Annotated in this window: 19 protein-coding genes; 15 read left to right on the top strand and 4 right to left on the bottom strand. The window is 45.7% G+C overall.

Annotation, left to right across the window (positions count from 1 at the left end; genetic code table 11):
* Positions 1-236: 236 nt before the first annotated feature.
* The 3 genes from H3S83_RS04990 (at position 237) to H3S83_RS05000 (ending at position 2,875) form a co-directional block, all read left to right on the top strand.
* Positions 237-1,385, top strand: a complete 1,149-nt coding sequence (locus H3S83_RS04990; RefSeq protein WP_198239077.1) for a HAMP domain-containing sensor histidine kinase — start codon at positions 237-239, stop codon at positions 1,383-1,385.
* A 34-nt stretch (positions 1,386-1,419) separates the two neighbouring features.
* The gene (locus H3S83_RS04995) at positions 1,420-2,289 is read left to right on the top strand and encodes a peptidoglycan-binding domain-containing protein (RefSeq protein ID WP_198239078.1); all 870 of its coding nucleotides are present in this window, start codon (positions 1,420-1,422) and stop codon (positions 2,287-2,289) included.
* A 238-nt stretch (positions 2,290-2,527) separates the two neighbouring features.
* Entirely contained in the window at positions 2,528-2,875 is a 348-nt protein-coding gene (locus tag H3S83_RS05000; protein WP_198225067.1) for a DUF1491 family protein, read from the top strand.
* 5 nt (positions 2,876-2,880) lie between these two features.
* Here the strand turns inward: H3S83_RS05000 and H3S83_RS05005 are convergent, their stop codons facing one another.
* Genes H3S83_RS05005 through H3S83_RS05015 form a run of 3 tightly spaced genes read right to left on the bottom strand, consistent with a single transcriptional unit; the run spans position 2,881 to position 6,201 of the window.
* On the bottom strand, positions 2,881-3,414 hold the full coding sequence (locus tag H3S83_RS05005; RefSeq protein WP_198239079.1) for a hypothetical protein: 534 nt from the start codon (positions 3,412-3,414) through the stop codon (positions 2,881-2,883).
* Positions 3,407-4,003 carry a DUF1214 domain-containing protein gene (locus tag H3S83_RS05010; protein ID WP_198239080.1) on the bottom strand — a complete coding sequence of 199 codons (597 nt, stop codon included), beginning with the start codon at positions 4,001-4,003 and terminating at the stop codon, positions 3,407-3,409. Before H3S83_RS05010 ends, H3S83_RS05005 begins: the two co-directional genes overlap by 8 nt.
* 32 nt (positions 4,004-4,035) lie before the next feature.
* On the bottom strand, positions 4,036-6,201 hold the full coding sequence (locus H3S83_RS05015) for a transglycosylase domain-containing protein (RefSeq protein WP_198239081.1): 2,166 nt from the start codon (positions 6,199-6,201) through the stop codon (positions 4,036-4,038).
* Between the two features lie 337 nt (positions 6,202-6,538).
* Between H3S83_RS05015 and H3S83_RS05020 the strand changes: the two genes are divergently transcribed.
* The 3 genes from H3S83_RS05020 to H3S83_RS05030 are packed head-to-tail and all read left to right on the top strand — an operon-like array spanning position 6,539 to position 8,924.
* On the top strand, positions 6,539-6,769 hold the full coding sequence (locus H3S83_RS05020) for a hypothetical protein (RefSeq protein ID WP_198225064.1): 231 nt from the start codon (positions 6,539-6,541) through the stop codon (positions 6,767-6,769).
* 21 nt (positions 6,770-6,790) lie between these two features.
* A complete protein-coding gene (locus tag H3S83_RS05025; RefSeq protein WP_077970857.1) occupies positions 6,791-7,456 on the top strand; it encodes a response regulator transcription factor in 666 nt (221 codons plus the stop codon).
* Between the two features lie 13 nt (positions 7,457-7,469).
* Entirely contained in the window at positions 7,470-8,924 is a 1,455-nt protein-coding gene (locus H3S83_RS05030; RefSeq protein WP_198239082.1) for an ATP-binding protein, read from the top strand.
* A gap of 117 nt (positions 8,925-9,041) precedes the next feature.
* Here the strand turns inward: H3S83_RS05030 and H3S83_RS05035 are convergent, their stop codons facing one another.
* Positions 9,042-10,409, bottom strand: coding sequence for an LLM class flavin-dependent oxidoreductase (locus H3S83_RS05035; RefSeq protein ID WP_077970859.1), 1,368 nt, complete (start codon positions 10,407-10,409; stop codon positions 9,042-9,044).
* 237 nt (positions 10,410-10,646) lie between these two features.
* On the opposite strand from H3S83_RS05035, the gene H3S83_RS05040 reads away from it, so the two are divergent.
* From H3S83_RS05040 to H3S83_RS05080, 9 genes are all read left to right on the top strand, one after another.
* On the top strand, positions 10,647-11,054 hold the full coding sequence (locus H3S83_RS05040) for an RT0821/Lpp0805 family surface protein (protein WP_077970860.1): 408 nt from the start codon (positions 10,647-10,649) through the stop codon (positions 11,052-11,054).
* Between the two features lie 99 nt (positions 11,055-11,153).
* Positions 11,154-12,308 (top strand): c-type cytochrome biogenesis protein CcmI, encoded by a 1,155-nt coding sequence (gene ccmI, locus H3S83_RS05045; protein ID WP_198239083.1) that lies wholly within the window; start codon positions 11,154-11,156, stop codon positions 12,306-12,308.
* A 19-nt stretch (positions 12,309-12,327) separates the two neighbouring features.
* Positions 12,328-12,822: a cytochrome c maturation protein CcmE gene (gene ccmE, locus H3S83_RS05050; RefSeq protein ID WP_198239084.1), complete on the top strand. Its 495-nt coding sequence runs from the start codon at positions 12,328-12,330 to the stop codon at positions 12,820-12,822.
* Positions 12,812-14,794 (top strand): heme lyase CcmF/NrfE family subunit, encoded by a 1,983-nt coding sequence (locus H3S83_RS05055; RefSeq protein WP_198239085.1) that lies wholly within the window; start codon positions 12,812-12,814, stop codon positions 14,792-14,794. Before ccmE ends, H3S83_RS05055 begins: the two co-directional genes overlap by 11 nt.
* Entirely contained in the window at positions 14,794-15,264 is a 471-nt protein-coding gene (locus H3S83_RS05060) for a cytochrome c-type biogenesis protein (protein ID WP_198239086.1), read from the top strand. Before H3S83_RS05055 ends, H3S83_RS05060 begins: the two co-directional genes overlap by 1 nt.
* Positions 15,265-15,419: 155 nt before the next feature.
* Positions 15,420-16,922, top strand: a complete 1,503-nt coding sequence (locus tag H3S83_RS05065) for a Do family serine endopeptidase (protein WP_198239087.1) — start codon at positions 15,420-15,422, stop codon at positions 16,920-16,922.
* A 76-nt stretch (positions 16,923-16,998) separates the two neighbouring features.
* Entirely contained in the window at positions 16,999-17,685 is a 687-nt protein-coding gene (locus tag H3S83_RS05070; protein WP_198225048.1) for a response regulator transcription factor, read from the top strand.
* A complete protein-coding gene (locus H3S83_RS05075; protein ID WP_198239088.1) occupies positions 17,682-19,103 on the top strand; it encodes a HAMP domain-containing sensor histidine kinase in 1,422 nt (473 codons plus the stop codon). Before H3S83_RS05070 ends, H3S83_RS05075 begins: the two co-directional genes overlap by 4 nt.
* Before the next feature lie 182 nt (positions 19,104-19,285).
* On the top strand, positions 19,286-22,207 hold the full coding sequence (locus H3S83_RS05080; RefSeq protein WP_198239089.1) for a bifunctional [glutamine synthetase] adenylyltransferase/[glutamine synthetase]-adenylyl-L-tyrosine phosphorylase: 2,922 nt from the start codon (positions 19,286-19,288) through the stop codon (positions 22,205-22,207).
* Positions 22,208-22,399 lie beyond the last annotated feature (192 nt).

The raw sequence follows: 22,399 nt of genomic DNA on the forward strand, positions 1-22,399 counted from the left end.
TTACAGAAACAGGATTTCGCCTGTTAAATTTCTAATTTTTCGAGCTTTACCTGTGAGGTTGTTAACCATAATGGCAAACAGATAACGCAACATTGCACCATGATCTATTTATTATCTTTTCATTAAAAAGTTGTCGTCAGATTAGCATCAAACAAGCGAAAAATTGTTTTTGATCGGCAATGCCACACCCGAAAGGGTTTGATAGTGCTGAAAACAACAAGGTGTAAATCGGAACAATGGAAACATTGAATGCTATTCTAAAGGTAAATAGTCAGGGCACGGTGCTGGAAAATGCCTTGCCAGACTGTTTTTTGGGATGTCTCAAGCAAAGCGAAGCTTTGTCTGACCATGTCCATATCAATGATCGCATTATATTTCTGTCATTTTTGGCAGATGTCCGGGAAAACCGTCTGGCCTCGCCTATAACAATTCGTATGAATGGCCGTGACCGCACCCGATTTATTTCGGTTTTGATTCATTGTCTGTCGGTTCACGAGAATTCGATTGCACTTGCTATAGAAGCCAATAGCAAGGAAATCGGCAGTTTGGGTATGAATGCGGTTTCACCTTTTACGCAGGCCGCCCATGAAATGCGCACACCGTTGAATGCAATATTGGGTTTTGCCGATTTGCTTGATTATCTTGATCAACAAAACAAGGGAAATACCAAGCGGCATGAATATATCGCAATGATAAAAAAAGCCGGTAATCACCTGCTTGATATTGTTAATAAGACATTGAAGGACCGCGACCGATCGACGGATGATATTGTTTCCGAAATATGCTCTGTCGGGAGTATATTGACCGAAACATTGGAACTGACTTTACCGCTCCATGGTCACAGGAAAATAGCGGTCAAGAGGGCTGCAACACCGGTTGCTTGCTGTATTGATGCATTATCGTTCCGCCAGATATGTTTCAATTTGATATCCAACGCCATCAAATATAGCCGTGACGATGGACATATCGGCGTTACGATCGCCATTCTTGATAATGAATATTGTGAAATTACAGTTGAAGACGACGGCATCGGAATGGATGAGCAACATATTGCTCGTCTGGGGTTGCCATTTTTGCGTGCGTCTGATGCTGTTGCCTGTAAAATCGAAGGTGTCGGACTAGGGCTGGCAATGGTGTTCGATCTTGTCAAACGAGCCAAAGGTCAGATCACTTTCGAAAGCGAAAAAGGCAAGGGCACAAGGGTAAGGTTGCTTTTGCCTATTATGCAGGAAAATTCCGCCGGTTCAATTCAAACCTCGAAAATCGATATTGTTGGCAGCGATGCGGCCGCCAACAACGCATATATTTTAACTCCAGAAACACAACTTGGGAACAATGGTAAGACTACGAAAAACACCACGAAACCAAACCGCAAAACGGCATAGCCTTCTTTTATCGATTCTTGCCGGATTGGGTCATTTGCTGCGTCTATTTGCCGGGTGGATTTTCCGTCACGCTCGCAAGAATCCGCTTATGGCCTGCGGTTTTTTTCTATTTGTGGTCGGATTTTGTTTTGTTACTTTCAACGCGCTGTTTTACCAAAGTGCGAGCCAACGAACAGTTTTTATCCAGACACGGCCTCTTGTAAACCAGAATACAAATGCGACAATTCAGAATGCACCTGAAAAAGCAGCGCAATCGTCGAATACAACTTCTGATACGGTAGCAACATCTTCATCACCACAGTCAAATGTTGCCCCGAATGAGATTAAAACTTTACCCGATAATAACCCCGAAAATTTGCTGGATATTCAGAAAAAACTTGCAGCCATGGGCCTTTATGATGGTCCGCTTGACGGGCTGGATGGCCCGAAAACGCGAAACGCTATAGCTTTATGGCGGCAAAGTTCAAAACCGGTTAGCGGTCAAGGGGAAAGTCAAAAACAACATGACGATATTGCCTCGCTCATTAGCGGAGCATTATCAAAGAATGATAATGTTGATCACGTCACGACCCAGTCTCTCTCTGACCCGAAGACGTCTGTTCCGTCTGCCCCCAAGGCAAATGATGTGGTTACCGGAATGACGATACCGCAAACAAACGCCCCGAATGGCGAAGCAAAACACGATAGCATAGCTAATAATTTCAAACCGAACACGGCGGATGTTATGCGCGTTCAGGCTGGTTTGAGAGCTTTTGGCGACGATCACGTTGTGGTCACCGGTACCGAAGACGAGAACACTGCGGAGGCATTAAGAAATTTTCAAAAAATGTTTAGTCTGACAGTTACCGGTAAGATCAATCAGGAAGTGATTGACAAGATGAAGGATATCGGCCTCATAGGCTAGCAGAAACAACCTTGAGTGGTGAGAATAATTGCGGTCTGAAACATGTTTTTCGACGCCGAAAGCTTTATTAACCACTCGAAATTTTTGTTCGATATTCGATATTGTTTATCAAAGGATTGTCGCTTTTTCTTAGAAGAATGATTACAAGGTAGAACGATATCGGTGAGCGAGCTTAATTGTTTCTTCTCTGCCGGACTTTATCATTATAATCATTTTGTATAATTTTGCGGAGTAGTGAATGCGTTTGACATCGGATTTCTGGACCGCAGCTTTGATGCGAAGGGTTCGCGCAGAAGGCGGTTTTGCCTATCTTACACGTCGGGGATCCAATGAAGCGGGTACAATTTTTATTCTTGATCGCCGGTCAAATGGGCACGTCGATCTTTATGGACCGGCGCCGCAAAGCTTTTATACAGAAGAATCCGATCGCGACGAGAGGTGTTTTATTAAAATTATGGCCGACGTTGAAGAAACAGTTGCTGTCGAGAAACTCGAAAAAGAATTGGAATTTGATGCCGATTTGTGGTTGGTCGAATTCGAAAATTATAATCCTTTGACATTGCCTTTTAATACGGTGGATGCATAAAACACCTAATAGTCTAGTGTCTGACAATGGACATGATTGATAAAGTCGTCGTCAACATTGGTCATTTTCATTTTTAAACTGCGCAGGATAACAAATCCCTCGCTTAGATCTTCACCAACAAGAACGGAATTTTCGGCATCAACGGGTGTCGACTGTTTCAATTCCATGATTTGTCCCGGATTGCCAATCACAAGATCAAGTTTTCCGTTCGGCATGGTATGATTGTTCAAACTGTAGAAATTCATTCCGTTGCGATCATAAACCGACATTGACCAGAAAGGCGCTGTTCCTTCAGCCATAATATGGACGGGGCCATCATCCAGATTGAAACGACATGCCCGCAAACGAAACAAAGGATCGCTCGCAACAACAATCGGATTATCTTTGGAAAGGGGAGCAAAATTATATTTATTGCCGGCAACGTCGAGCCGCTTCCAAATATTGAGTTCGCTATAATGGGGCACCATCAATACCACACAAATGTGCACGATAATGGCGCCGACAATTCCGACCAACAATGCATAGATCAGTCTAGTCACAATCGCGCTCTCCTGTCGGAACAAGCTTCAGTGAAGGCATATCCAGTTTCTGAAGGGCAGTCGAGGTAACAATTGGCGTATCATAAAGTGTCAATATCAATCCATATTCGCTTCTGCCCCGGGTCGCCAGCCAGTTTCTTGGCTGGGCATTCGGGGAAATAAGAACACTTAATGTGCCATCAGGATTCCAGATGACATTGCTGCTCGACAATTCGGTAGGAAGTTTGTCGTCAATCCATTGCGCGCGCAGCTCATGATCGGCCGCATAGAGAGTAAATAATCTGGTTTCGGGTAAAAAGCCTTTCAGTTGGTAGGTGCATTGACTTTTTAGAGGATGATTGCGGTTATCCCGCCAAAGCTGGAAAACCAGTCCTTCGGTTCGCCCTAAAGAGATGTCGCCACGTCTGGCTGCTCTGGCGCGGGCATAAGCGTCTGCTTCTGCGGTTCCAGCCAGCGGATAGGCTTCCCATTGGCCAATTTTTAACCGTCCGAAGCCGTCAAATGTGTCAAGAATATAGCTGACGCTCCAAGCTCCTCCGCCAATGGCTATAACAAGGCTCAAAATGACGAGAAATATACGATAAAACATAAATTGTCTGTCCTGTTCCCGATTTATCTGTCTTAGCGTATCTGACTTGTTGAAGATGAAACAACATGCGCCGAACTTGCCGGAGTTAGAAGTGGAGCCTTTTGAAACTCGTCGATAAGCGATTGAATGACTTTTGATGAACCGGGCGAGAGCACTTGCGGAAGATCAGGAGCGATATTTTCGTTTGCATTATCGTCTTTAGATTTTTTTGCATTGGAAAGAATTGAATTTTCAACACCGAATAGCGGTTTGATTGTAATATTCTGATGGGCGTAAAGCATAATGCGATCCCACATCATCGCCGGAACGACACCGCCAAAAGCACGGTTCATTGAGGAAAAATCATCGTTTCCCATCCACACAGCGCCCGTATAATTTCCGGTAAAACCCACAAACCATGCGTCACGATAAGCTTGCGATGTTCCTGTCTTGCCGGCAACGAGCGTCATTGGCAATTGGGCACGTTTTCCCGAGCCACGTGTGGTCACGCCAACCATCATCTGGTTCATATAGGCTGCAGATTGGGCACTCATGACACGGTGAGGTTTTTCACCATCACGCGACCAGTCCCATATGACCTTGCCGTCGGTCGTCATGACCTGTGTAAAACCGTGACGATTGCCTGCCATGCCGCCATTTGCAAAAACATTAAAACCGGTTGCCTGATCCATTGGTGTCATGTTGGATGTGCCGAGTACCATGGTTTTATGGGAAAAAATATTGGCATCAATACCCATATTTTTAATGAGGTCGCGGATCGGCTGGGTGTCGCGGTTAAGATATTGATATGTAATACGAACTGGTACCGTATTGATCGAGAAAGCCAAAGCGGTTGCAAGATCGACATTGCCGCTATAACGTCCGGAATTGTTTTTAGGAGACCAGCCGCCCCAATTGATCGGCGCATCCGAAATGATTGTCTTCGGGGTCAATCCACGTTCCATGGCTACAGCATAGACATAAGGTTTGAAAGACGAACCCGGTTGTCTTCCGCCTTGGGTCGCACGGTTGAATTGACTTTGTTGATAGTCACGCCCGCCGACAATTGCCCGTACCGAACCGTCATTGTCCAAAATAACGGCTGCTGCCTGGGTAGCCTTATATTGTGGGCCATATTGCTGAAGATGATATTCAATTGATTCTTCGGTTGCTTTCTGGATGCCTTGATCAAGCGTGGTGCGCACAATGACATTATGATTGGGCAATTTATTGCCGAGTTTGCGTACCTCGTCAAAAGCCCAATCAAGAAAATAGTTTGGCTCGTTATTATCCAGTTCTGTTACAACACTTGCAGGGTGACGTCTGGCACCGATAACTTGACCTTCCGTCATCAGACCGTCGTCAACAAGATTGGACAATACCACATTGGCGCGTGCGCGCGCAGCTGGCAAATTGACGTGGGGGGCATATTTGCCGGGTGCTTTGAAAAGGCCGGCAAGCATTGCAGCTTCTGCAAGCGAAACGTCGCGAATATCTTTTCCGAAATAAAACCGCGATGCGGCGGCAATGCCGAAAGCGCCACCGCCCATATAAGCGCGGTCAAGATAAAGCTGCAATATCTGCTTCTTGGAAAGATTGGCTTCGAGCCATATAGCCAGATATGCTTCCTTGATCTTGCGCTCGAACGTTCTTTCGTTGCTCAGAAAAAGGTTCTTGGCTAATTGTTGAGTAAGCGTGGAACCACCCTGAACCACCCCGTGAGCACGTAAATTCTGGCTAAATGCCCGTGAAAGGCCGTAAAAATCGATTCCCCAATGCTCGAAAAAACGGCGGTCTTCCGTTGCAAGAACGGCTTTGATAACAAAATCGGGCATTTCTTCAATCGGTACCGGTTCACCATGTAAAGAACCGCGACTTCCGATGTAATTACCGTGCCTGTCAAGAAAATTGACGGCAAAATCTTCCGGTGAATGCCAGTCCTTTTTTGTCAATGTAAAAACAGAAACGCCGATGAACGTGAAAATGGCAAAACCGATGAGACCAAGAGTTAATCCTTCGTCGAGAATTTCGACAAGCAATCTTTTAAAGCCACGTACACGAAAGCGACGTGAAATGATTGTCGCATTTTCCCAGAAGGTGGCAAGGCCGCTGCGAAGACGGTAAAAACCCGTATCGATTAGCGAGTCGAGTTCGATGAGACGTGGGCTACGGAAGCGCTTCCTTTTATTTTTGTTATGATTTTTTTTGAAGCCGAACATGAAACGCAATCCGTGTAAATGAATACGTTGTTAAACCAACGATAAATCGAGCTTTTATATTATCGTATCCGAACCAGGGAACGAAACAGTTTTTTCTCTCTTTAGGATTAAAATACGGTGAAAGGTTAAGATCGCAATCGAACAATTTTTCAATTGAACCCGACGCATTGTGATCACATTGAAAAATGGGCATTTCTCCTAATATTATAGAGAAACAACAACCGTAATTTGCAAAAAGCGGTTTTTTAAGGAATTATAGAATGTTGGATGGATCGGACAGTAAATAACGGGTTTGTTCATTTTATATTCAGGTTCAATAGGGTATGAGTGCACTATCATGAAAAAATATCTGTTTTTTTTAATTATGACATCTCTTGCCGGCATAACAACAGCCCATGCAGCCGATTGTACGGAAGTGGGAAAGCGTGTTGCAACAGAGCAGGGCGGAACTTTGGCGCGCGCTACACTTGATACACAAAATGGCAATACATGCGTTGTCATTGTGCTGATACCTGCTCGTGATGGTGAAAAGCCGCGTCGCGTTGAAGTTGCTGTTCCCGCTAATTAGAATTGAGCCGGAAAATAATCCATGCGAATTCTCGTGGTAGAGGATGATCGGGAACTCAACCGCCAGCTCGTTGCAGCACTCAACAGTGCAGGCTATGTCGTGGATCATGCTTATGACGGGGAAGAGGGCTATTTTCTCGGCGATACAGAAGCTTATGATGCGGTTGTTCTTGATATCGGTTTGCCGAAAATGGATGGTATCAGTATCGTCGAACATTGGCGCGAAAATTCACGGTCAATGCCGGTATTGATTTTGACAGCCCGTGACCGTTGGTCGGACAAAGTTGCCGGTATCGATGCGGGTGCCGATGATTACGTGACAAAACCTTTTCACATGGAAGAAGTTCTGGCACGTCTGCGTGCACTGATCAGACGCGCTTCAGGTCATGCTTCGAGTGAACTTGTTTGTGGCCCTGTGGTGCTTGATACCAAGACATCGCGTGTTACAGTCGATGACAACCAGATCAAGTTGACTTCGCTCGAATTTGCCCTTCTATCCTATCTCATGCATCATCAGGGGGAGATTATTTCACGAACCGATTTGACCGAGCATCTTTATGATCAGGATTTTGATAGAGATTCCAATACGATAGAGGTGTTCATCGGGCGACTCCGTAAGAAACTCGGGGTTGATGTCATAGAAACCATCCGCGGTATGGGATACCGCTTGAAGTCTCCGGAAAAATAGCGGTGGTTTTCTGATGAAAACAGTCAAGGGCGAGACCGGATTTAAGCTTCTTTTTAAAACTGTTGGTAAATCGCTGGGGCTCCGCGTCAATGTATTTCTGACCTTGTGGATTATCGCGGCATTGGCATTTATCTCCGTTGTCAGTCTCGTATTTTATCGCCAATCCAACAATGATTATATGGAACGGATTTTAACCGCCCATCTCTATAGTCTGATTTCGGCAGTCAGTGTCTCGTCTGAGGGAAAATTACAGGGAAATCCGGAATTGGGAGATATCCGGTATTCTGACCCATCCTCTGGCTGGTATTGGGAAGTTGTTGCCCTATCGGGAAATTTGAAGGGCAGATTGACGTCTTCATCTTTAGGGGCACGCAAGATCTCTTCTCCAAGTGAAAAAACCGAACCTTTCGACCCGAAATTTTTCCGCTCCTATCGGACCAACGGGCCGGATAACCAGCATTTGCGGGTTGTGGAAAGCGACATTATTCTGGATAATAAAAACCGTGTTGCGCGCTTTCGGGTTATGGGCAACATTGATGAGACACGCGCTGGTCTTGATAAATTCAAAACAACGTTACTTCTATATCTGTCTTTGTTTGGCGTTGCGAGTATTCTAATAAATCTGGTGATAATCTATATCAGTCTTCGCCCTTTGCAACGGATACAACATTCATTGGCTGATATCCGCGCTGGTAAAGCCAATCATCTCGATACCGACTTGCCACTTGAAGTTATGCCGCTTGTCGGAGAAATGAACGCTCTCATTGACAATAATCAACGTATTGTCGAACGTTTTCGTGTTCAAGTGGGAAACCTTGCCCATTCTTTGAAAACACCATTGTCGGTCATGGGCAATGAAATTGATCAGTTGAACGAGAAGAATTCAGCCCTTTCTTCTTCCGGCATAAAACTGTTGAAAGAACAGACTGGTATTATGCGCGCCCAGATTGAACGCTATTTGCAACGTGCGCGCATTGCCGCCCAACGCGATAGCGTCATTTATCGCACAGCATTGCGACCATTATTGGAACGACTAGTGAGAGTTATGGGTAAACTCTATCCTTCCAAAGAAATAACGTTTTCCATGAACGAGGCCGATATTATTTTTATCGGAGAAAAAGAAGATATCGAGGAGATGGTGGGAAATATACTGGAAAACGCGTGTAAATGGGCTCGAAAACATGTCGTTTTACGGTGTGAAACGGCAAACGACAAAATGAGGGAAGCGGGCTCTGTACACCCGACGTTTGCACTTTCTGTTGAAGATGATGGACCAGGGCTTCCGACAAACCGACGGCATGAAGCCCTTGAACGGGGAAAAAGACTGGATGAAAGCAAGCCCGGAACCGGACTTGGCCTTTCAATCGTTGCCGAACTTGTGGGCGAATATGACGGGAATGTCGAATTGTCGGTTTCTAAACTTGGAGGGCTTTGCGTAACCTTGAGGCTGCCTTACGCAAATTCTTGAAGCCCTTCAATCTCTAAGGTTCCCTAATCTCGAAAAACTCAGAGAACGTGATAAACGCAAATATCCTCATGAGATGCCAATTTTCCGGATAGGGAAATCATTGCACTCCGAATAATTTCAGTGATGTGTGCTCGTGCTGCTCATAGCTATATACTGACCATGTGCTATTGCGTGGGCGACTTTTGTTTCATGGAATGGCAACTTGTAGCGCTCTCGCAATAATTCACCCTGTTGCGGATATTTATAGAGGCCACGTTTTTCCAGAAGCGGAATTACAGTTTCGGCAAAAACATCTATATCAAACGGTAATGCAGGAAAGAGCACGTTAAAACCGTCTGCAGCTTCGTTTTCAAACCACTCTTGCATTGTATCGGCTACCTCTTCCGGTGTGCCCACGACAAGAAGATGTCCGCGTGAACACATGAAACGCTCGATCATCTCTTTTAGCGTAAGCTTGCGTAAACGTGCGTCGGCAAGTATCAGTCGCGTCCTGCTTGGTGTCTTTTCCTCATCGGCCAATTTCAGGAAACTATCCGGTAAAGCTTTATCAAGCGGAAATTCTGACAAATCTTTACCAAAAATATAAGAGAGACGGCGAATACCCGATTTCGGAACGGCAAAACTGTTCAGATATTTAAATTTTGCTTCCGCTTCTTCATGGGTCTTTCCTATAACCGGAACAATTCCCGGAAACACCAGTATATCATCATCATGACGGCCACTTTTTTTCGCCCGTTCTTTGATATCCCGATAATATTGCCGCGCTCCGGTGATATTGGATTGAACGGTAAATGCGAGATCGGCGTAGCAGGCGGCAAAGGAACGTCCGATTTCGGATGCTCCGCCTTGCGCCAATAATGGCTTTACCTGAGGAGAGCGCGGGACAGTAAGCGGGCCGATAGAGCGCGTATACGAACCTGTATAATTGGCACCATGAACAGCCGAAGGGTCAAGGTAAAGGCCGGATTTCTTGTCGGCTATACGGGCTCCCGGTTGCCAGCTTTCCCAAAGAGCCATAACCGCATTCAAAACATCTTCCGCCCGTGCATAACGTTCCTGACACGGAGCAATGACATCCCGCCCGAAATTTTTTGCTTCCGACAATGTGGTTGATGTCACAATATTCCATCCCACGCGACCGTTTGAAATATGGTCAAGTGAAGCGAATCTCCGTGCTATGTGATAGGGATGATCGAATGTTGTTGATGCAGTACCGATAAGACCTATTTTTTCGGTGGTTGCAGCCAATGCCGAAAGCACAACAACTGTATCAAGTGCACCACTGACACTGTTTTTCGGTTCGTGCTGAAGAGCGAGAATATCTCCTAAAAATAAGGAATCGAACTGGCCTTTTTCGACACGTTTTGCAATATCGGTCCAGTAAGACAAGCGGGTAATTGCCAATGGATCGACATCCGGCAAACGCCAGGAAGCTATGTGACTTCCCAAACCGAACACCATGGCGTTCAAATACATCCGCCGCATTGATCAGTCCTCTTATATTTTTAGCGGGAAAAATAGAATAATTGTTTCTTTTAATGCGGAATATACGTTATTTTGTTGCCAAAATTCCATAAAACATTCCGTGAATATCAATATCCCGTTGTTTTTTAATTGCTTTTTCTGCACATTATATCCCGCTTTGTGACGAAAAAAAGTTTTGTAATCTCGCCTTTAACCCGATATGAGAAACTCCGGTGGGCGAAATTTGATGGTGTCAGCATGAATATACGCAGTCTAGTCCTGTTGGTTTCGTTAGGAGTTTTATCAGCTTGCAGCCATGGTCGTGCACCCGCTGGCACTGTTGTTCCAGCAAATACACGTGTTATCTTACAAACAATGGGTAACGGATTATTGGGAGCATCCATACAATCGCTCTCTTCGGCTGATCGTAAACAAGCACTCGAAGCCGAATATAAAGCACTGGAATATACCGATGCAGGAAAAACAGTGAGCTGGACATCGACAAAGGAAGGAACATCGGGAAGTGTCACCCCCGGTCAACCCTATCAGGTCGGATCGCAAAATTGTCGCCAATACAGCCACTCTTTTGTCATTAATGGTGTTCCGCAAACGGTTCATGGTAGTGCATGTCGTAATGTAAACGGAACATGGTCGCCGCTCATTTGACACATTTGATCAATTAAAAGTGACATATTCAATCAATTTGGCGAGAGAAAATACCAAGGGTTCTGGTTTTTTCTGGAACGTTTCTATATTGAACTCATCATGACATTCTGGGTTTTTGTATCTATTTTTGTAACCATCGTTACTCTGGTTGTGCTCTATGCCGTAAGTAGCCCGAGAAAAAAAGGGCAGGAGCGGTCGGTTGTCGATTCCATTTCTTCCGACATTGAAATCTATAAGAACCAGTTGTCTGAAGTTGATGCGGATTTGCAAAGAGATCTCATCGATAATGAAAGTGCAGAAGAAGCCCGGCTTGAACTTGCCCGCAATATATTGGCTGCGGAAAAACAAAAAAAACAGGCAGATTTTATCAATAAACGCAGTCGTGGATTAAAAACGGTCATCACAGTGGCGATTTTTTGTGTCCCGCTGATTACAATTGGTTGTTATTTATTTTTGGGAAGCCCCGGTCTTGAAAGCCACCCTTTCAATGATCTCATGATGAAAGATCCGTCAAATTTGACTGCCGAAGAGAGGCTTGTTCGTACCGAAGCGCTTTTTGCGCGCAATCCCGATGACGGGAAATTGGCAGACGAACTGGCAACCGGCTATCTTGTAGAAGGACGTTTTCAGGATGCTGTCAATACATATGTCAGTGCCTTGCGATTGAATGGAGAATCTGCCCCACGGCTTGTTGGCTATGGTATGGCGCTTGCCGGTTATAATGGTGGAACAATCAACGAAGATGCCAAAGAAAGTTTTCAAAAAGCAGCAAAATTGGCGCCTGACGATTTTTATCCGCGCCTTTTCATTGCAGAAGCGCTCCGTCAAGACGGTAAATTCGATGAAGCTATTGCAGAATTGAAAAATTATCTTTCCGGTCCGGTTAAAGACAATGTCGCTCGCAAGCGCGTTGAAGACACAATCAAAGAATTGGAAAAAGCAAAAGCCCAATCAGCTTCGCAAGCCAATTTGACAGAAAATGGAAAAGCCACCGCGCCCACAGAAAACGGTTCTGTTGGCGAGCAAGATAAAATAAACAATGGCATTTACGCTATGGTTGGAAAACTTGCCCAGAGACTTGAACAAAATCCCGACAATCTTGAAGGGTGGAAACAATTGATTCATTCTTGGCTCGTTTTGAAGGAAACCGAAAAGGCAAGAAATGCGTTAAAAGAGGGACAATCCAAACTTACAAAAGAAAAAGCGTTAGAGCTTGAAACTTATGCCAAAGAACAAGGGTTGGCGTTAGAGTGAAAGTCAGGAATACAAGATTATGAGCAATGAAACAGCCGTACGTTTGACAATCCAGAAAGGGTTGCGGCGTCGTAAGACCAAACGTCTGATGATGATATTGGGTGGGCTCATTGTGCTCGCGGTTGCTGCAGCGCTTGTCCTTTATGCTATGCGAGGCACGGCAAGTTTTTTTCGTATGCCATCGGAAATAACGAGTGAGGATATTGCATCCGGCAGGCCATTACGCCTCGGTGGTTTTGTCGAAAAAGGTTCGGTCATTAAAGAAAACGGAACCCGGATCAGCTTTGCAATTACCGATTTTTCAAACAAGGAAAACGTGAAATTCGAAGGCGTTCTACCTGATCTTTTTCGTGAAGGGCAGGGGATTATTGCTGAAGGACATTTTACCCCCGATGGCAATTTTGTCGCTGATCGTGTGCTGGCAAAACATGATGAAACTTATGTGCCAAAAGATATTGTTGACAGGCTGAAAGCCCAAGGATTGTGGGAGGCCTATCAGAAACATGAGCGTTGAGATCGGTTCTCTTGCACTCTGTGCAGCACTCGCTGTAGCTCTATTTCAAACCATAATTCCGGCTATCGGGGTTTATCGCTCCGACCGTCGTTTGATAAATGCGTCTACACCACTTGCCTATCTCGTTTTCTTGTTGGTGCTCATAGCATTTGCAACACTAATTCACGCTTATTTGGTATCCGATTTTTCAGTCTTGAATGTTGTGCAAAATTCGCATTCAGAAAAACCTCTTCTTTATAAAATAACCGGTGTATGGGGAAACCATGAAGGCTCTATGTTGCTTTGGGTTTTCATCATCACCTTTTTTTCTGCCCTTATTGCGTTTTTTGGCGGTAATTTACCCGAGCGGTTGAAAGCGCTGATTTTATCGACGCAGGCTTCTATAACCTCGGCTTTCCTACTCTTTATTCTTTTTACCTCAAACCCGTTCATAAGAATTAATCCGCCGGCTTTGCAGGGGCATGATCTTAATCCGATTTTGCAGGATATTGGTCTGGCTATTCATCCACCGCTTCTTTATCTCGGCTATGTCGGTTTTTCAGTGTGTTTTTCTTTCGCTATTGCGGCATTGCTTGACGGCCGTGTTGATGCAGCATGGGCGCGTTGGGTGAGGCCATGGACATTGGTTTCGTGGATATTTTTAACCGGCGGTATTATGGTCGGCTCCTATTGGGCCTATTATGAAATGGGTTGGGGTGGCTATTGGTTTTGGGATCCGGTTGAAAACGCTTCGCTGATGCCGTGGCTTGCCGGTACAGCGCTTCTCCATTCTGCAATTGTTCTCGAAAAACGTGGCGCCTTGAAAATCTGGACGCTATTTCTTGCTATTTTAACGTTCTCGTTGTCATTAATGGGGACTTTCCTTGTCCGCTCCGGCATTCTCACCTCGGTACACAGTTTTGCTGTTGATCCGGCACGCGGGCGCGCCATTCTTGCCATTCTGTTTTTCTTTATCGGTGCGGCACTTGTTCTTTTTGCATTACGGGCTTCGTCACTCAAAACCGGTGGTTTGTTTCGCCCGATTTCGCGCGAAGGTCTATTGGTTTTTAACAATCTGTTTCTCACCACGGCAACAGCGACTGTTCTGATTGGCACACTCTATCCGCTGCTTCTCGAAACATTGACAGGACAAAAGATCTCGGTTGGAGCTCCATTTTTCAATTTGACCTTCGGGCCCCTCATGGTGCCGCTTTTATTGATGGTACCCTTTGGGCCTCTCATGGCGTGGAAACGCGGAGATATGCTTGCTGTTGCCGAGCGGCTCTTAGGTGTTTTCGCATTGGCAATTATTGCCACATTGATTGTATTTTACCAGACATCTTTTCGGTCAATCCTTGCCTCGTTAGGAATCGGGCTTTCTGCCTTTGTATTCTTTGGGGGACTTTATGACCTCTGGTTCAAAAGCGGTACCAAAAATACAGACTTTTTCGTTCGGTTGAGGCGCCTTGGAAAATTGCCTAGGTCGAATTATGGCACTGCTTTGGCTCATATCGGGTTGGGCATCACATTATTCGGCATTGTTGCCGTTGCAACTTTCGGACAAGAAAACATTTTGCGGATTGAAGCAGGTCAAAGCGCAATGATAGCAGACAAAAAGGTCCTGCTTGAAGGTGCGCGTAATCTGAATGGCCCCAATTATTCGGAAACCCAATTCCAGTTTTCGATTTCGAAAGAGGGCAAGGATTTGGGAGGTGTCACAGCAGCCAAGCGATTTTATCCATCGCAAAATATGCCAACAACCGAATCCGGCATAAAAAATTATGGATTATCGCAACTTTATATTGCTCCGGGTGATGTTAATAACAAAGGTCTGGTGGTCCATATCTGGTGGAAACCGGAGGTGGTCTGTATCTGGCTTGGCGCAGTGTTTATGATGATAGGCGGAATTTTTTCGTTGTCGGATCGCAGGCTTCGTGTCGGAGCCCCGAAACGCGCAGCAACACGGAGCAAACGACCGGAAAAGAGGGCTTGATGCGGTTTTTTCCACGACTATTGGCTGCTTTCTGTTTCATATGTTTTATGAACAGTGCCGTGTTGGCCGTATTACCTGATGAAGTGTTGCAAGATCAAGCACTTGAACAGCGCGCACGCGATATTTCCTCACATTTGCGCTGTCTTGTCTGCCAGAATGAATCGATTGACGATTCCAACGCACCGCTCGCGCGGGATTTGCGGCTGATTGTGAGGGAACGGCTGAAGGCTGGTGACAGCGATAGTGAGGTTATCGACTATTTGGTGGCCCGTTACGGAGAATTCGTTTTACTCAAACCGCGTCTCAATGCGGAAACGCTCCTTTTATGGCTTGCTCCTTTATTAATCATCGTAATTGCATCAAGCCTGATCTTCTGGCGCTTTAAACACCGTGAAAACAATAAATTGATGCCATTGAGCGAAACCGAAAAGAAACGTCTTGACGACATCTTGCGATCGAATAAGCGATAATTATCAAGGCTTTTTTTGTTTTTAATTTTTAAAACTTGCGAATTTTTCGCAACCTTACAGAATTTTAATAAAATGGACAGGCGATGGTAAGGTTTGACATCTTATCTTTCCGTCAACATATGCGTTAAAGCGCAGTCTCAAAGGAGTTTATAAGAATGCAAATTTCCCCTATTCGCAAAACGTTGGCAGCAATTACCGTGTCAACGGCTTTGGCGGGAACAATGTTTTTTGCGGGTCCCGGTTTTTCTTTCAATAGTGCACAAGCCAAGCCGGTATTTGTTGAAGGTGTGCAGCAACAAAGCTTTGCCAATGTTGTCGAACAGGTGAAACCCGCAGTTGTCTCCGTTCAGGTTAAAAGCGACAAAAAAAATGAAGAACAGGCTTTTAGCGGCTTTTTCGGTGGTCCGGGAATAGACCAGCTTCCTGACGATCATCCGTTGAAACGCTTTTTCAAAGATTTTAATGAACACCAACGTCCCCAAAATCGTCGGGGGCAGCGTGGAAAACCGCGGCCGATAGCGCAGGGGTCGGGCTTCTTTATTTCGGAAGATGGTTATATCGTCACCAATAACCACGTTGTTTCCGATGGCACAACCTATTCTGTTGTCCTTGACGATGGAACCGATCTTGATGCCAAGTTGGTAGGAACAGATCCACGTACCGATCTTGCTGTATTGAAAGTCAATGATAAGCGCAAATTCGTTTATGTCGATTTTGCCGACGATTCAAAAGTGCGTGTTGGCGATTGGGTTGTGGCTGTCGGTAATCCGTTCGGACTTGGCGGAACGGTGACAGCCGGTATCGTCTCGGCACGTGGACGTGATATTGGCGCCGGTGTCTATGATGACTTTATCCAGATTGATGCGGCCGTTAACCGTGGTAACTCCGGCGGGCCGACCTTTAATCTTAATGGTCAGGTTGTCGGTATTAATACAGCGATTTTCTCCCCTTCCGGTGGCAATGTCGGTATTGCTTTTGCTATTCCTTCTTCGACCGCAAAACAGGTTGTTGACCAGCTCATTAAAAAAGGTTCGGTCGAACGCGGATGGATTGGTGTTCAAATTCAACCCGTTACTAAAGAAATCGCCGATTCGATCGGTTTGAAAGAAGCCAAAGGTGCAATGGTTGCCGATCCGCTTGATGGGCCGGCAGCAAAAGCAGGTGTTAAAGCCGGTGATGCAATTATTTCTGTCAATGGTGATGAGGTTGCTGATGCTCGTGATCTTGCTCGCCATATTGCCAATATTACACCGGGTGAAACAGCAACGCTTGGTATTTGGAGAGATGGCAAACAAACCGATATAAAGGTCAAAATTGCTGCTATGCCGAAAGACGAGAACAGAAGCGATGGAAAGGTCGTTCCAAACGGCGAGAGCGGTTCGTCAGAAACTCTTGATGATTATGGTCTGACAGTCACACCATCGGAAGATGGTCCGGGTCTGGTGGTTACCAATATAGATCCCGATTCCGACGCGGCCGAGAAGGGAATACGCCCCGGCGATGTTATTATGTCGGTCAATAACCGTCAGGTCAAAAAGGTTTCCGAATTTGTTGACGCTATAAAAGAAGCAAAGAAATCAGGACGTACCGCAGTTCTATTACAAGTCGAAAGCAATGGCCAAAATCGCTTTGTTGCTTTGCCAATTGCCAATAAATAGGCTTTAACCAACAAGAAAGGCTATGGCAAATTTTTGCCATAGCAAAACGTGGTTTGAGCAAAGAGAGGTGCCCTTTATGAAAGTTCTTGTTATTGAAGATGATCGTGAAGCAGCACGCTATCTTGAAAAGGCCTTGAGTGAAGCCGGTCATTCTGCCGATGTTGCCGGTGATGGTGAAACAGGAGAGACACTGGCAGAAAACGGCAATTATGATGTTATGATCATCGATCGAATGTTGCCGAAAAAGGACGGGCTTTCCGTTATTATGGCATTGCGTGCCAAAGGTATCGAAACGCCGGTTCTTATTCTTTCAGCATTGGGACAGGTTGATGATCGGGTAACCGGTTTACGCGCTGGTGGTGATGATTATCTTACAAAGCCCTATGCTTTTTCGGAGCTTCTCGCCCGTATTGAAGTTTTGCAGAGACGCAAAAATCCCAAAGAAGCGGAAACGATTTATCGGGTAGGCGATCTCGAACTTGATCGGTTGGCGCACACGGCAAAGCGTGCCGGACAGGATATTATCCTGCAACCTCGCGAATTCCGTCTCCTTGAATATTTGATGCGCCATGCCGGTCAGGTCGTCACGCGTACCATGTTGCTTGAAAATGTCTGGGATTATCATTTTGATCCTCAAACAAATGTAATTGACGTTCACATTTCGAGACTTCGTTCTAAGATCGAAAAAGGTTTTGATACACCACTCCTTCAAACAGTGCGTGGTGCCGGCTACATGTTGAAAGCGGTCGATAAGCCATCATGAACAGGATCAAAAGCTTGTTGCGCACAACAGCAGTGCGCTTGTCAGCCCTTTATATCATTCTTTTCGGGCTGGTTGCTGTAGGGCTTTCGATCTATATGACATCGCTTGCCATTTCTATGTTGACCGATCAGACCCAAAAGACTTTGAATGAAGAAATTGCGAATATCGAGCACGCCTATCAACATGGCGGATTACCTCTTCTTGTGCGCACGATTGACCGCAGGTCGCGTCAACCGGGCGCTTTTCTTTATCTTGTGGCCGATCCTCAGGGAAGATTTCTGGCAGGTAACGTGCAAAATATTGAACCGGGACTTTTGAACGGGAGCGGCTTCCTCAAGAATTCGGTATTTTATTCGCGTTTTGGCGACAACGGAGATAAGACCGAACACCGTGCTATTGCAGCCGTTATCGATTTGCCGAACGGTATGAAATTACTGGTGGGACGTGATATAAGCGAGCCGGAAAAATTCATCACCATTATAAGAAAAGCCCTGATGATTGCCTTTGCGGCAATGGCCGTCGGTGCGTTGCTCATCTGGTTTTTTGTTGGCAGGCGGGCATTGAAACGTATTGATCAGGTAACCGCTGCGTCACAACGCCTTATGTCGGGTGACTTGAGCGGGCGACTTCCTGTTACTGGTGCCGGTGACGAGTTTGACAGGCTTTCTCACAATCTGAATATTATGTTGGAACGCATAGAAGAGCTCAATAGCGGCTTGCGTCAGGTGTCTGACAATATCGCCCATGATTTAAAAACACCTTTGACAAGATTGAGGAACCGCGCGGACGAAGCGCTTTCACGACGTGATAAAGATGTTGATTATCGTCAGACTCTTGAGGCAATTATTGCTGAGTCCGACCAGCTCATCCGTACATTCAACGCTATTCTTATGATCTCTCGCATTGAAGCAAGCACCGCTGTCGAGCATTTGGAGAAACTCGACGCTCGCCCGATTGTTGAAGATGTCGCCGAGCTTTATGGTCCGGTTGTCGAGGATGCCGGTGTCAAATTCGAGATGGGAAAAATATTCGACGTAGAGTTGTTGTTAAATCGGGAACTTCTGGCTCAGGCTTTGATCAACCTGATCGACAATGCGGTAAAATATGGTGCGACCAGTAAACGAACACCGACAATATCACTGTCCATGAATGATAATGACGGTCATATCGAAATTATTGTCAGTGATAATGGCCCCGGTATTAATCCCGAAGATAGGGAAAGAGTCACCAAACGGTTTGTGAGACTGGAAGACAGCCGGACCAAGCCGGGGTTCGGAATCGGTCTGAGTTTGGCAAAAGCGGTCATGAAACTTCATGGTGGAGAACTTATGCTCGAGGATGCTAATCCCGGACTGAAAGCGGTTTTGTCTTTTCCAAAATTGGCGGAAGAAAAAACAGATCTGAAAAAACTCTCCTAAAAAACATTGTTTTCGAAGGATTTTAAAAGCGGATAACTTCCGGATTTCTAAAAACGGTCGATCATTACATCAAAATCTGCGTTAGTCATTGCCAGTTTGAAGCAAATGGTTTTCTATCAATGTGATCAATATTGGATAGTCCGCTGAAAAAGCTGGAAATAAAGCAGGGAAGTTGAAAACAGATGCAACAGGCTTTCTGGAAACAAACGTTAAAACATTTAACCCCGCTCAATGAAACCGGCCCCCAATGGTTGGCCGATATGACAGAGAAAGCTCGTGCAGATCATCTTGAAGAGCTCGTTGGTGAAATCGAAAACGGAAAAGGTCAGTCGGAATTTTTGAGTACAGTCATGACGCTTTCACCTTTTTTGCGTGAAACGATCATACGCAATCCGTCCTTTATCGCTCCGCTTGTTCATAAAGATATTTCGCAGCGTTTGAATGAAATTCTCGTTGATATCAGCAAGATCGATACAAGTGAGAATATTACCGAAGCGCTTTTAATGGCGGCATTACGGCAAAAGAAGCTTGAAATGCATCTCTTGATTGCTCTTGCCGATCTTGGCGGAATTTTTACTTCTGCAATGACTTCGGAATGGTTGACAAAACTTGCCGAAACGACATTAGGGGCGGCATTGCGGTTTTTATTACGGGATACCCACAATCAAGGAAAAATAAGTCTCGCCGATTATAACAATCCTGAAAAAGATTGCGGACTTGTTGTTCTGGGGATGGGAAAACTCGGTGCACGTGAACTCAATTATTCATCAGATATAGATCTTATTGTCTTTATCGATGAAACTTCGTCCCATATCGGTGATCCCTATGAGAGTATCGATGTTTTTTCCAAAATGATGCGTCGGCTTATCCGTATCATGCAGGAACGCACTGCCGACGGTTATGTTTTTCGCATTGATTTAAGGTTGCGTCCTGATCCAGGCTCTACCCCACTTGCACTTCCAATCAGTGCGGCGCTTCATTATTACGAGAGCAGAGGCCAGAATTGGGAACGCGCGGCAATGATCAAAGCGCGGCCAGTCGCCGGAGATACCAAGGCAGGGGACGCGGTGCTGCGTGAACTCTCTCCTTATATATGGCGTAAATACCTCGATTATGCAGCTATTGCGGATATCCATTCAATCAAACGTCAAATCCATGCTTATAAAGGCCATGGGGAAATTGCTGTCCGTGGCCACAATGTCAAACTCGGGCGTGGAGGAATTCGTGAAATAGAATTTTTTGTTCAGACCCAACAATTGATTGCTGGCGGGCGTTTTCCTGAACTTCGTGGGAGACGCACAGTGGATATGCTTGCCGAACTTTGTTCGCTCGGTTGGATTAGTGCGGATACGCGCGATGTTTTGACAGAGAAATATGCTTACTTACGCAATGTCGAACATCGGATACAGATGCTGGAAGACGAACAGACGCATATTCTGCCGGAAGATGACGATGGCTTTACAAGCGTTGCTTACATGATGGGTTATACGAACACCAATGACTTTACACGCGATTTTCTTGAAACGCTGAAAACTGTCGAACACCATTATGCTGCACTGTTCGAACAGGAGAAAGAGCTGGGTTCGGACGCCGGAAATCTGGTTTTTACCGGTGAAGATGATGATCCGGGAACGCTTGCAACATTGTCGAAATTGGGCTTTTCGCGTCCTAGCGATATTTGTCGCATTATCAGAACCTGGCATTTCGGACGTTATCACGCCACCCAATCTGCCGAGGCGAGAGAACGATTGACCGAACTGACGCCTGCGCTTCTCAAAGCGTTCGGTGCTACCAAAAGAGCAGACGAGGCCTTGTCGCGGTTTGATGCTTTTTTACAGGGTCTTCCGTCCGGTATCCAGCTTTTCAGTCTTTTACAGTCCAATCCATCATTGCTTGATATGCTGGTTCTCATCATGAGCTCGGCACCGCGTCTTGCAGATATTATTACCAGAAAGCCGCATATTTTTGACGGTATGCTTGATCCCGCAATTTTTGCCGAATTGCCGACAAAAACCTATTTGCAAAATCGTCTCGAATTTTTCTTGAGTGGCGTTACCAATTATGAAGACATACTCGACCAGTTGCGCCTTTTTGCAAGTGAACAACGCTTTCTCATCGGTATCAGGCTTCTTAACGGTGCCATTGAGGGTGAACGCGCAGCACGTGCTTTCACCGATCTTGCCGATTTGATGATTGCCAATACGCTTGCAGCAGTCGAACAGGAATTTTCTCGTGTGCATGGTTTTGTCAAAGGCGGTCGGGTCGGAATATTGGGAATGGGGAAACTCGGTAGCCATGAGCTTACCGCCGGTTCCGATCTCGATCTTATTTTGCTCTATGATTATGATAAGCAGACAGAAATGTCGGATGGCGAAAAGCCGCTTTATATTTCGCAATATTATATGCGTCTGACGCAACGTCTGGTCTCGGCATTGTCGGCACCGACCGGCGAAGGTGTTCTTTACGAGGTTGATTTGAGACTTCGTCCATCGGGAAACAAGGGGCCGGTTGCTGTACCGTTTGAAGCTTTTGGCAAATACCAGCGAAATGAAGCATGGGTATGGGAGCATCTGGCACTCACACGTGCTCGCGCTGTGGCCGGCGACCCAATGTTTTTACAACAACTCGAAGATGAAGTGGCCGCTATTATTGCTTTAAAGCGCGATAAGAAAAAGGTTTCCCATGATGTGCGCGAAATGCGCGAATTGATCGAGCAAGAAAAACCGTCCATCAATATATGGGATTTCAAAACGATGCGCGGCGGGCAAGTCGATCTCGAATTCATTGCCCAATTCGCGCTGATTACACACCAAAGCGAATTTGTTGTAGGCCGTACAACAGGTGAAGTTCTGGAAAGATTGCCTCAAGCATTTCTGTCGGTCTCCTCGGTTGGCGAACTTCATCATGCTTATCGTGTATATACGAATTTGAGCCAGATGATGCGGTTATGTCTTAACGAAAAGCTTGATCCGGATGACATGCCGCCCGGTCTTGCAGATCTCTTACAAAGAACTGTCGGCGAACCCGATTTGAGCCACGTTGAAAGCCTGATTGCCGAAATGGCAAACACCGTTGGTCAAATATTTGACGAGGTGGTGGTCTAATCGGGCGCACTTCGTTTGTGGGCCGGTTTTATAATCGATAGAACAATCAGAATGTCTGGCTGCTATCTTTCCGAGTTATCAGGCGTTACTTTTGGTAAACTCACGGGCAGAATAAACTTGCATGCCGGATAAACGGGCAGGCCGGATAAACTATTGTGCTTGAAAATTGCAAGAATTCAACGGAAAGCTTCT

The organism is Bartonella sp. W8122 (genome assembly GCF_016102485.1).
GTDB lineage: Bacteria > Pseudomonadota > Alphaproteobacteria > Rhizobiales > Rhizobiaceae > Bartonella > Bartonella apihabitans.

Bases quoted from the DNA above. Each gene is read 5' to 3' on its own strand.
- H3S83_RS04990 (WP_198239077.1), top strand. From the start codon at position 237: ATGGAAACATTGAATGCTATTCTAAAGGTAAATAGTCAGGGCACGGTG.
- H3S83_RS05000 (WP_198225067.1), top strand. From the start codon at position 2,528: ATGCGTTTGACATCGGATTTCTGGACCGCAGCTTTGATGCGAAGGGTT.
- H3S83_RS05010 (WP_198239080.1), bottom strand. From the start codon at position 4,003: ATGTTTTATCGTATATTTCTCGTCATTTTGAGCCTTGTTATAGCCATT.
- H3S83_RS05015 (WP_198239081.1), bottom strand. From the start codon at position 6,201: ATGTTCGGCTTCAAAAAAAATCATAACAAAAATAAAAGGAAGCGCTTC.
- H3S83_RS05020 (WP_198225064.1), top strand. From the start codon at position 6,539: ATGAAAAAATATCTGTTTTTTTTAATTATGACATCTCTTGCCGGCATA.
- H3S83_RS05025 (WP_077970857.1), top strand. From the start codon at position 6,791: ATGCGAATTCTCGTGGTAGAGGATGATCGGGAACTCAACCGCCAGCTC.
- H3S83_RS05030 (WP_198239082.1), top strand. From the start codon at position 7,470: ATGAAAACAGTCAAGGGCGAGACCGGATTTAAGCTTCTTTTTAAAACT.
- H3S83_RS05035 (WP_077970859.1), bottom strand. From the start codon at position 10,409: ATGCGGCGGATGTATTTGAACGCCATGGTGTTCGGTTTGGGAAGTCAC.
- H3S83_RS05040 (WP_077970860.1), top strand. From the start codon at position 10,647: ATGAATATACGCAGTCTAGTCCTGTTGGTTTCGTTAGGAGTTTTATCA.
- ccmI (WP_198239083.1), top strand. From the start codon at position 11,154: ATGACATTCTGGGTTTTTGTATCTATTTTTGTAACCATCGTTACTCTG.
- ccmE (WP_198239084.1), top strand. From the start codon at position 12,328: ATGAGCAATGAAACAGCCGTACGTTTGACAATCCAGAAAGGGTTGCGG.
- H3S83_RS05055 (WP_198239085.1), top strand. From the start codon at position 12,812: ATGAGCGTTGAGATCGGTTCTCTTGCACTCTGTGCAGCACTCGCTGTA.
- H3S83_RS05060 (WP_198239086.1), top strand. From the start codon at position 14,794: ATGCGGTTTTTTCCACGACTATTGGCTGCTTTCTGTTTCATATGTTTT.
- H3S83_RS05065 (WP_198239087.1), top strand. From the start codon at position 15,420: ATGCAAATTTCCCCTATTCGCAAAACGTTGGCAGCAATTACCGTGTCA.
- H3S83_RS05070 (WP_198225048.1), top strand. From the start codon at position 16,999: ATGAAAGTTCTTGTTATTGAAGATGATCGTGAAGCAGCACGCTATCTT.
- H3S83_RS05075 (WP_198239088.1), top strand. From the start codon at position 17,682: ATGAACAGGATCAAAAGCTTGTTGCGCACAACAGCAGTGCGCTTGTCA.
- H3S83_RS05080 (WP_198239089.1), top strand. From the start codon at position 19,286: ATGCAACAGGCTTTCTGGAAACAAACGTTAAAACATTTAACCCCGCTC.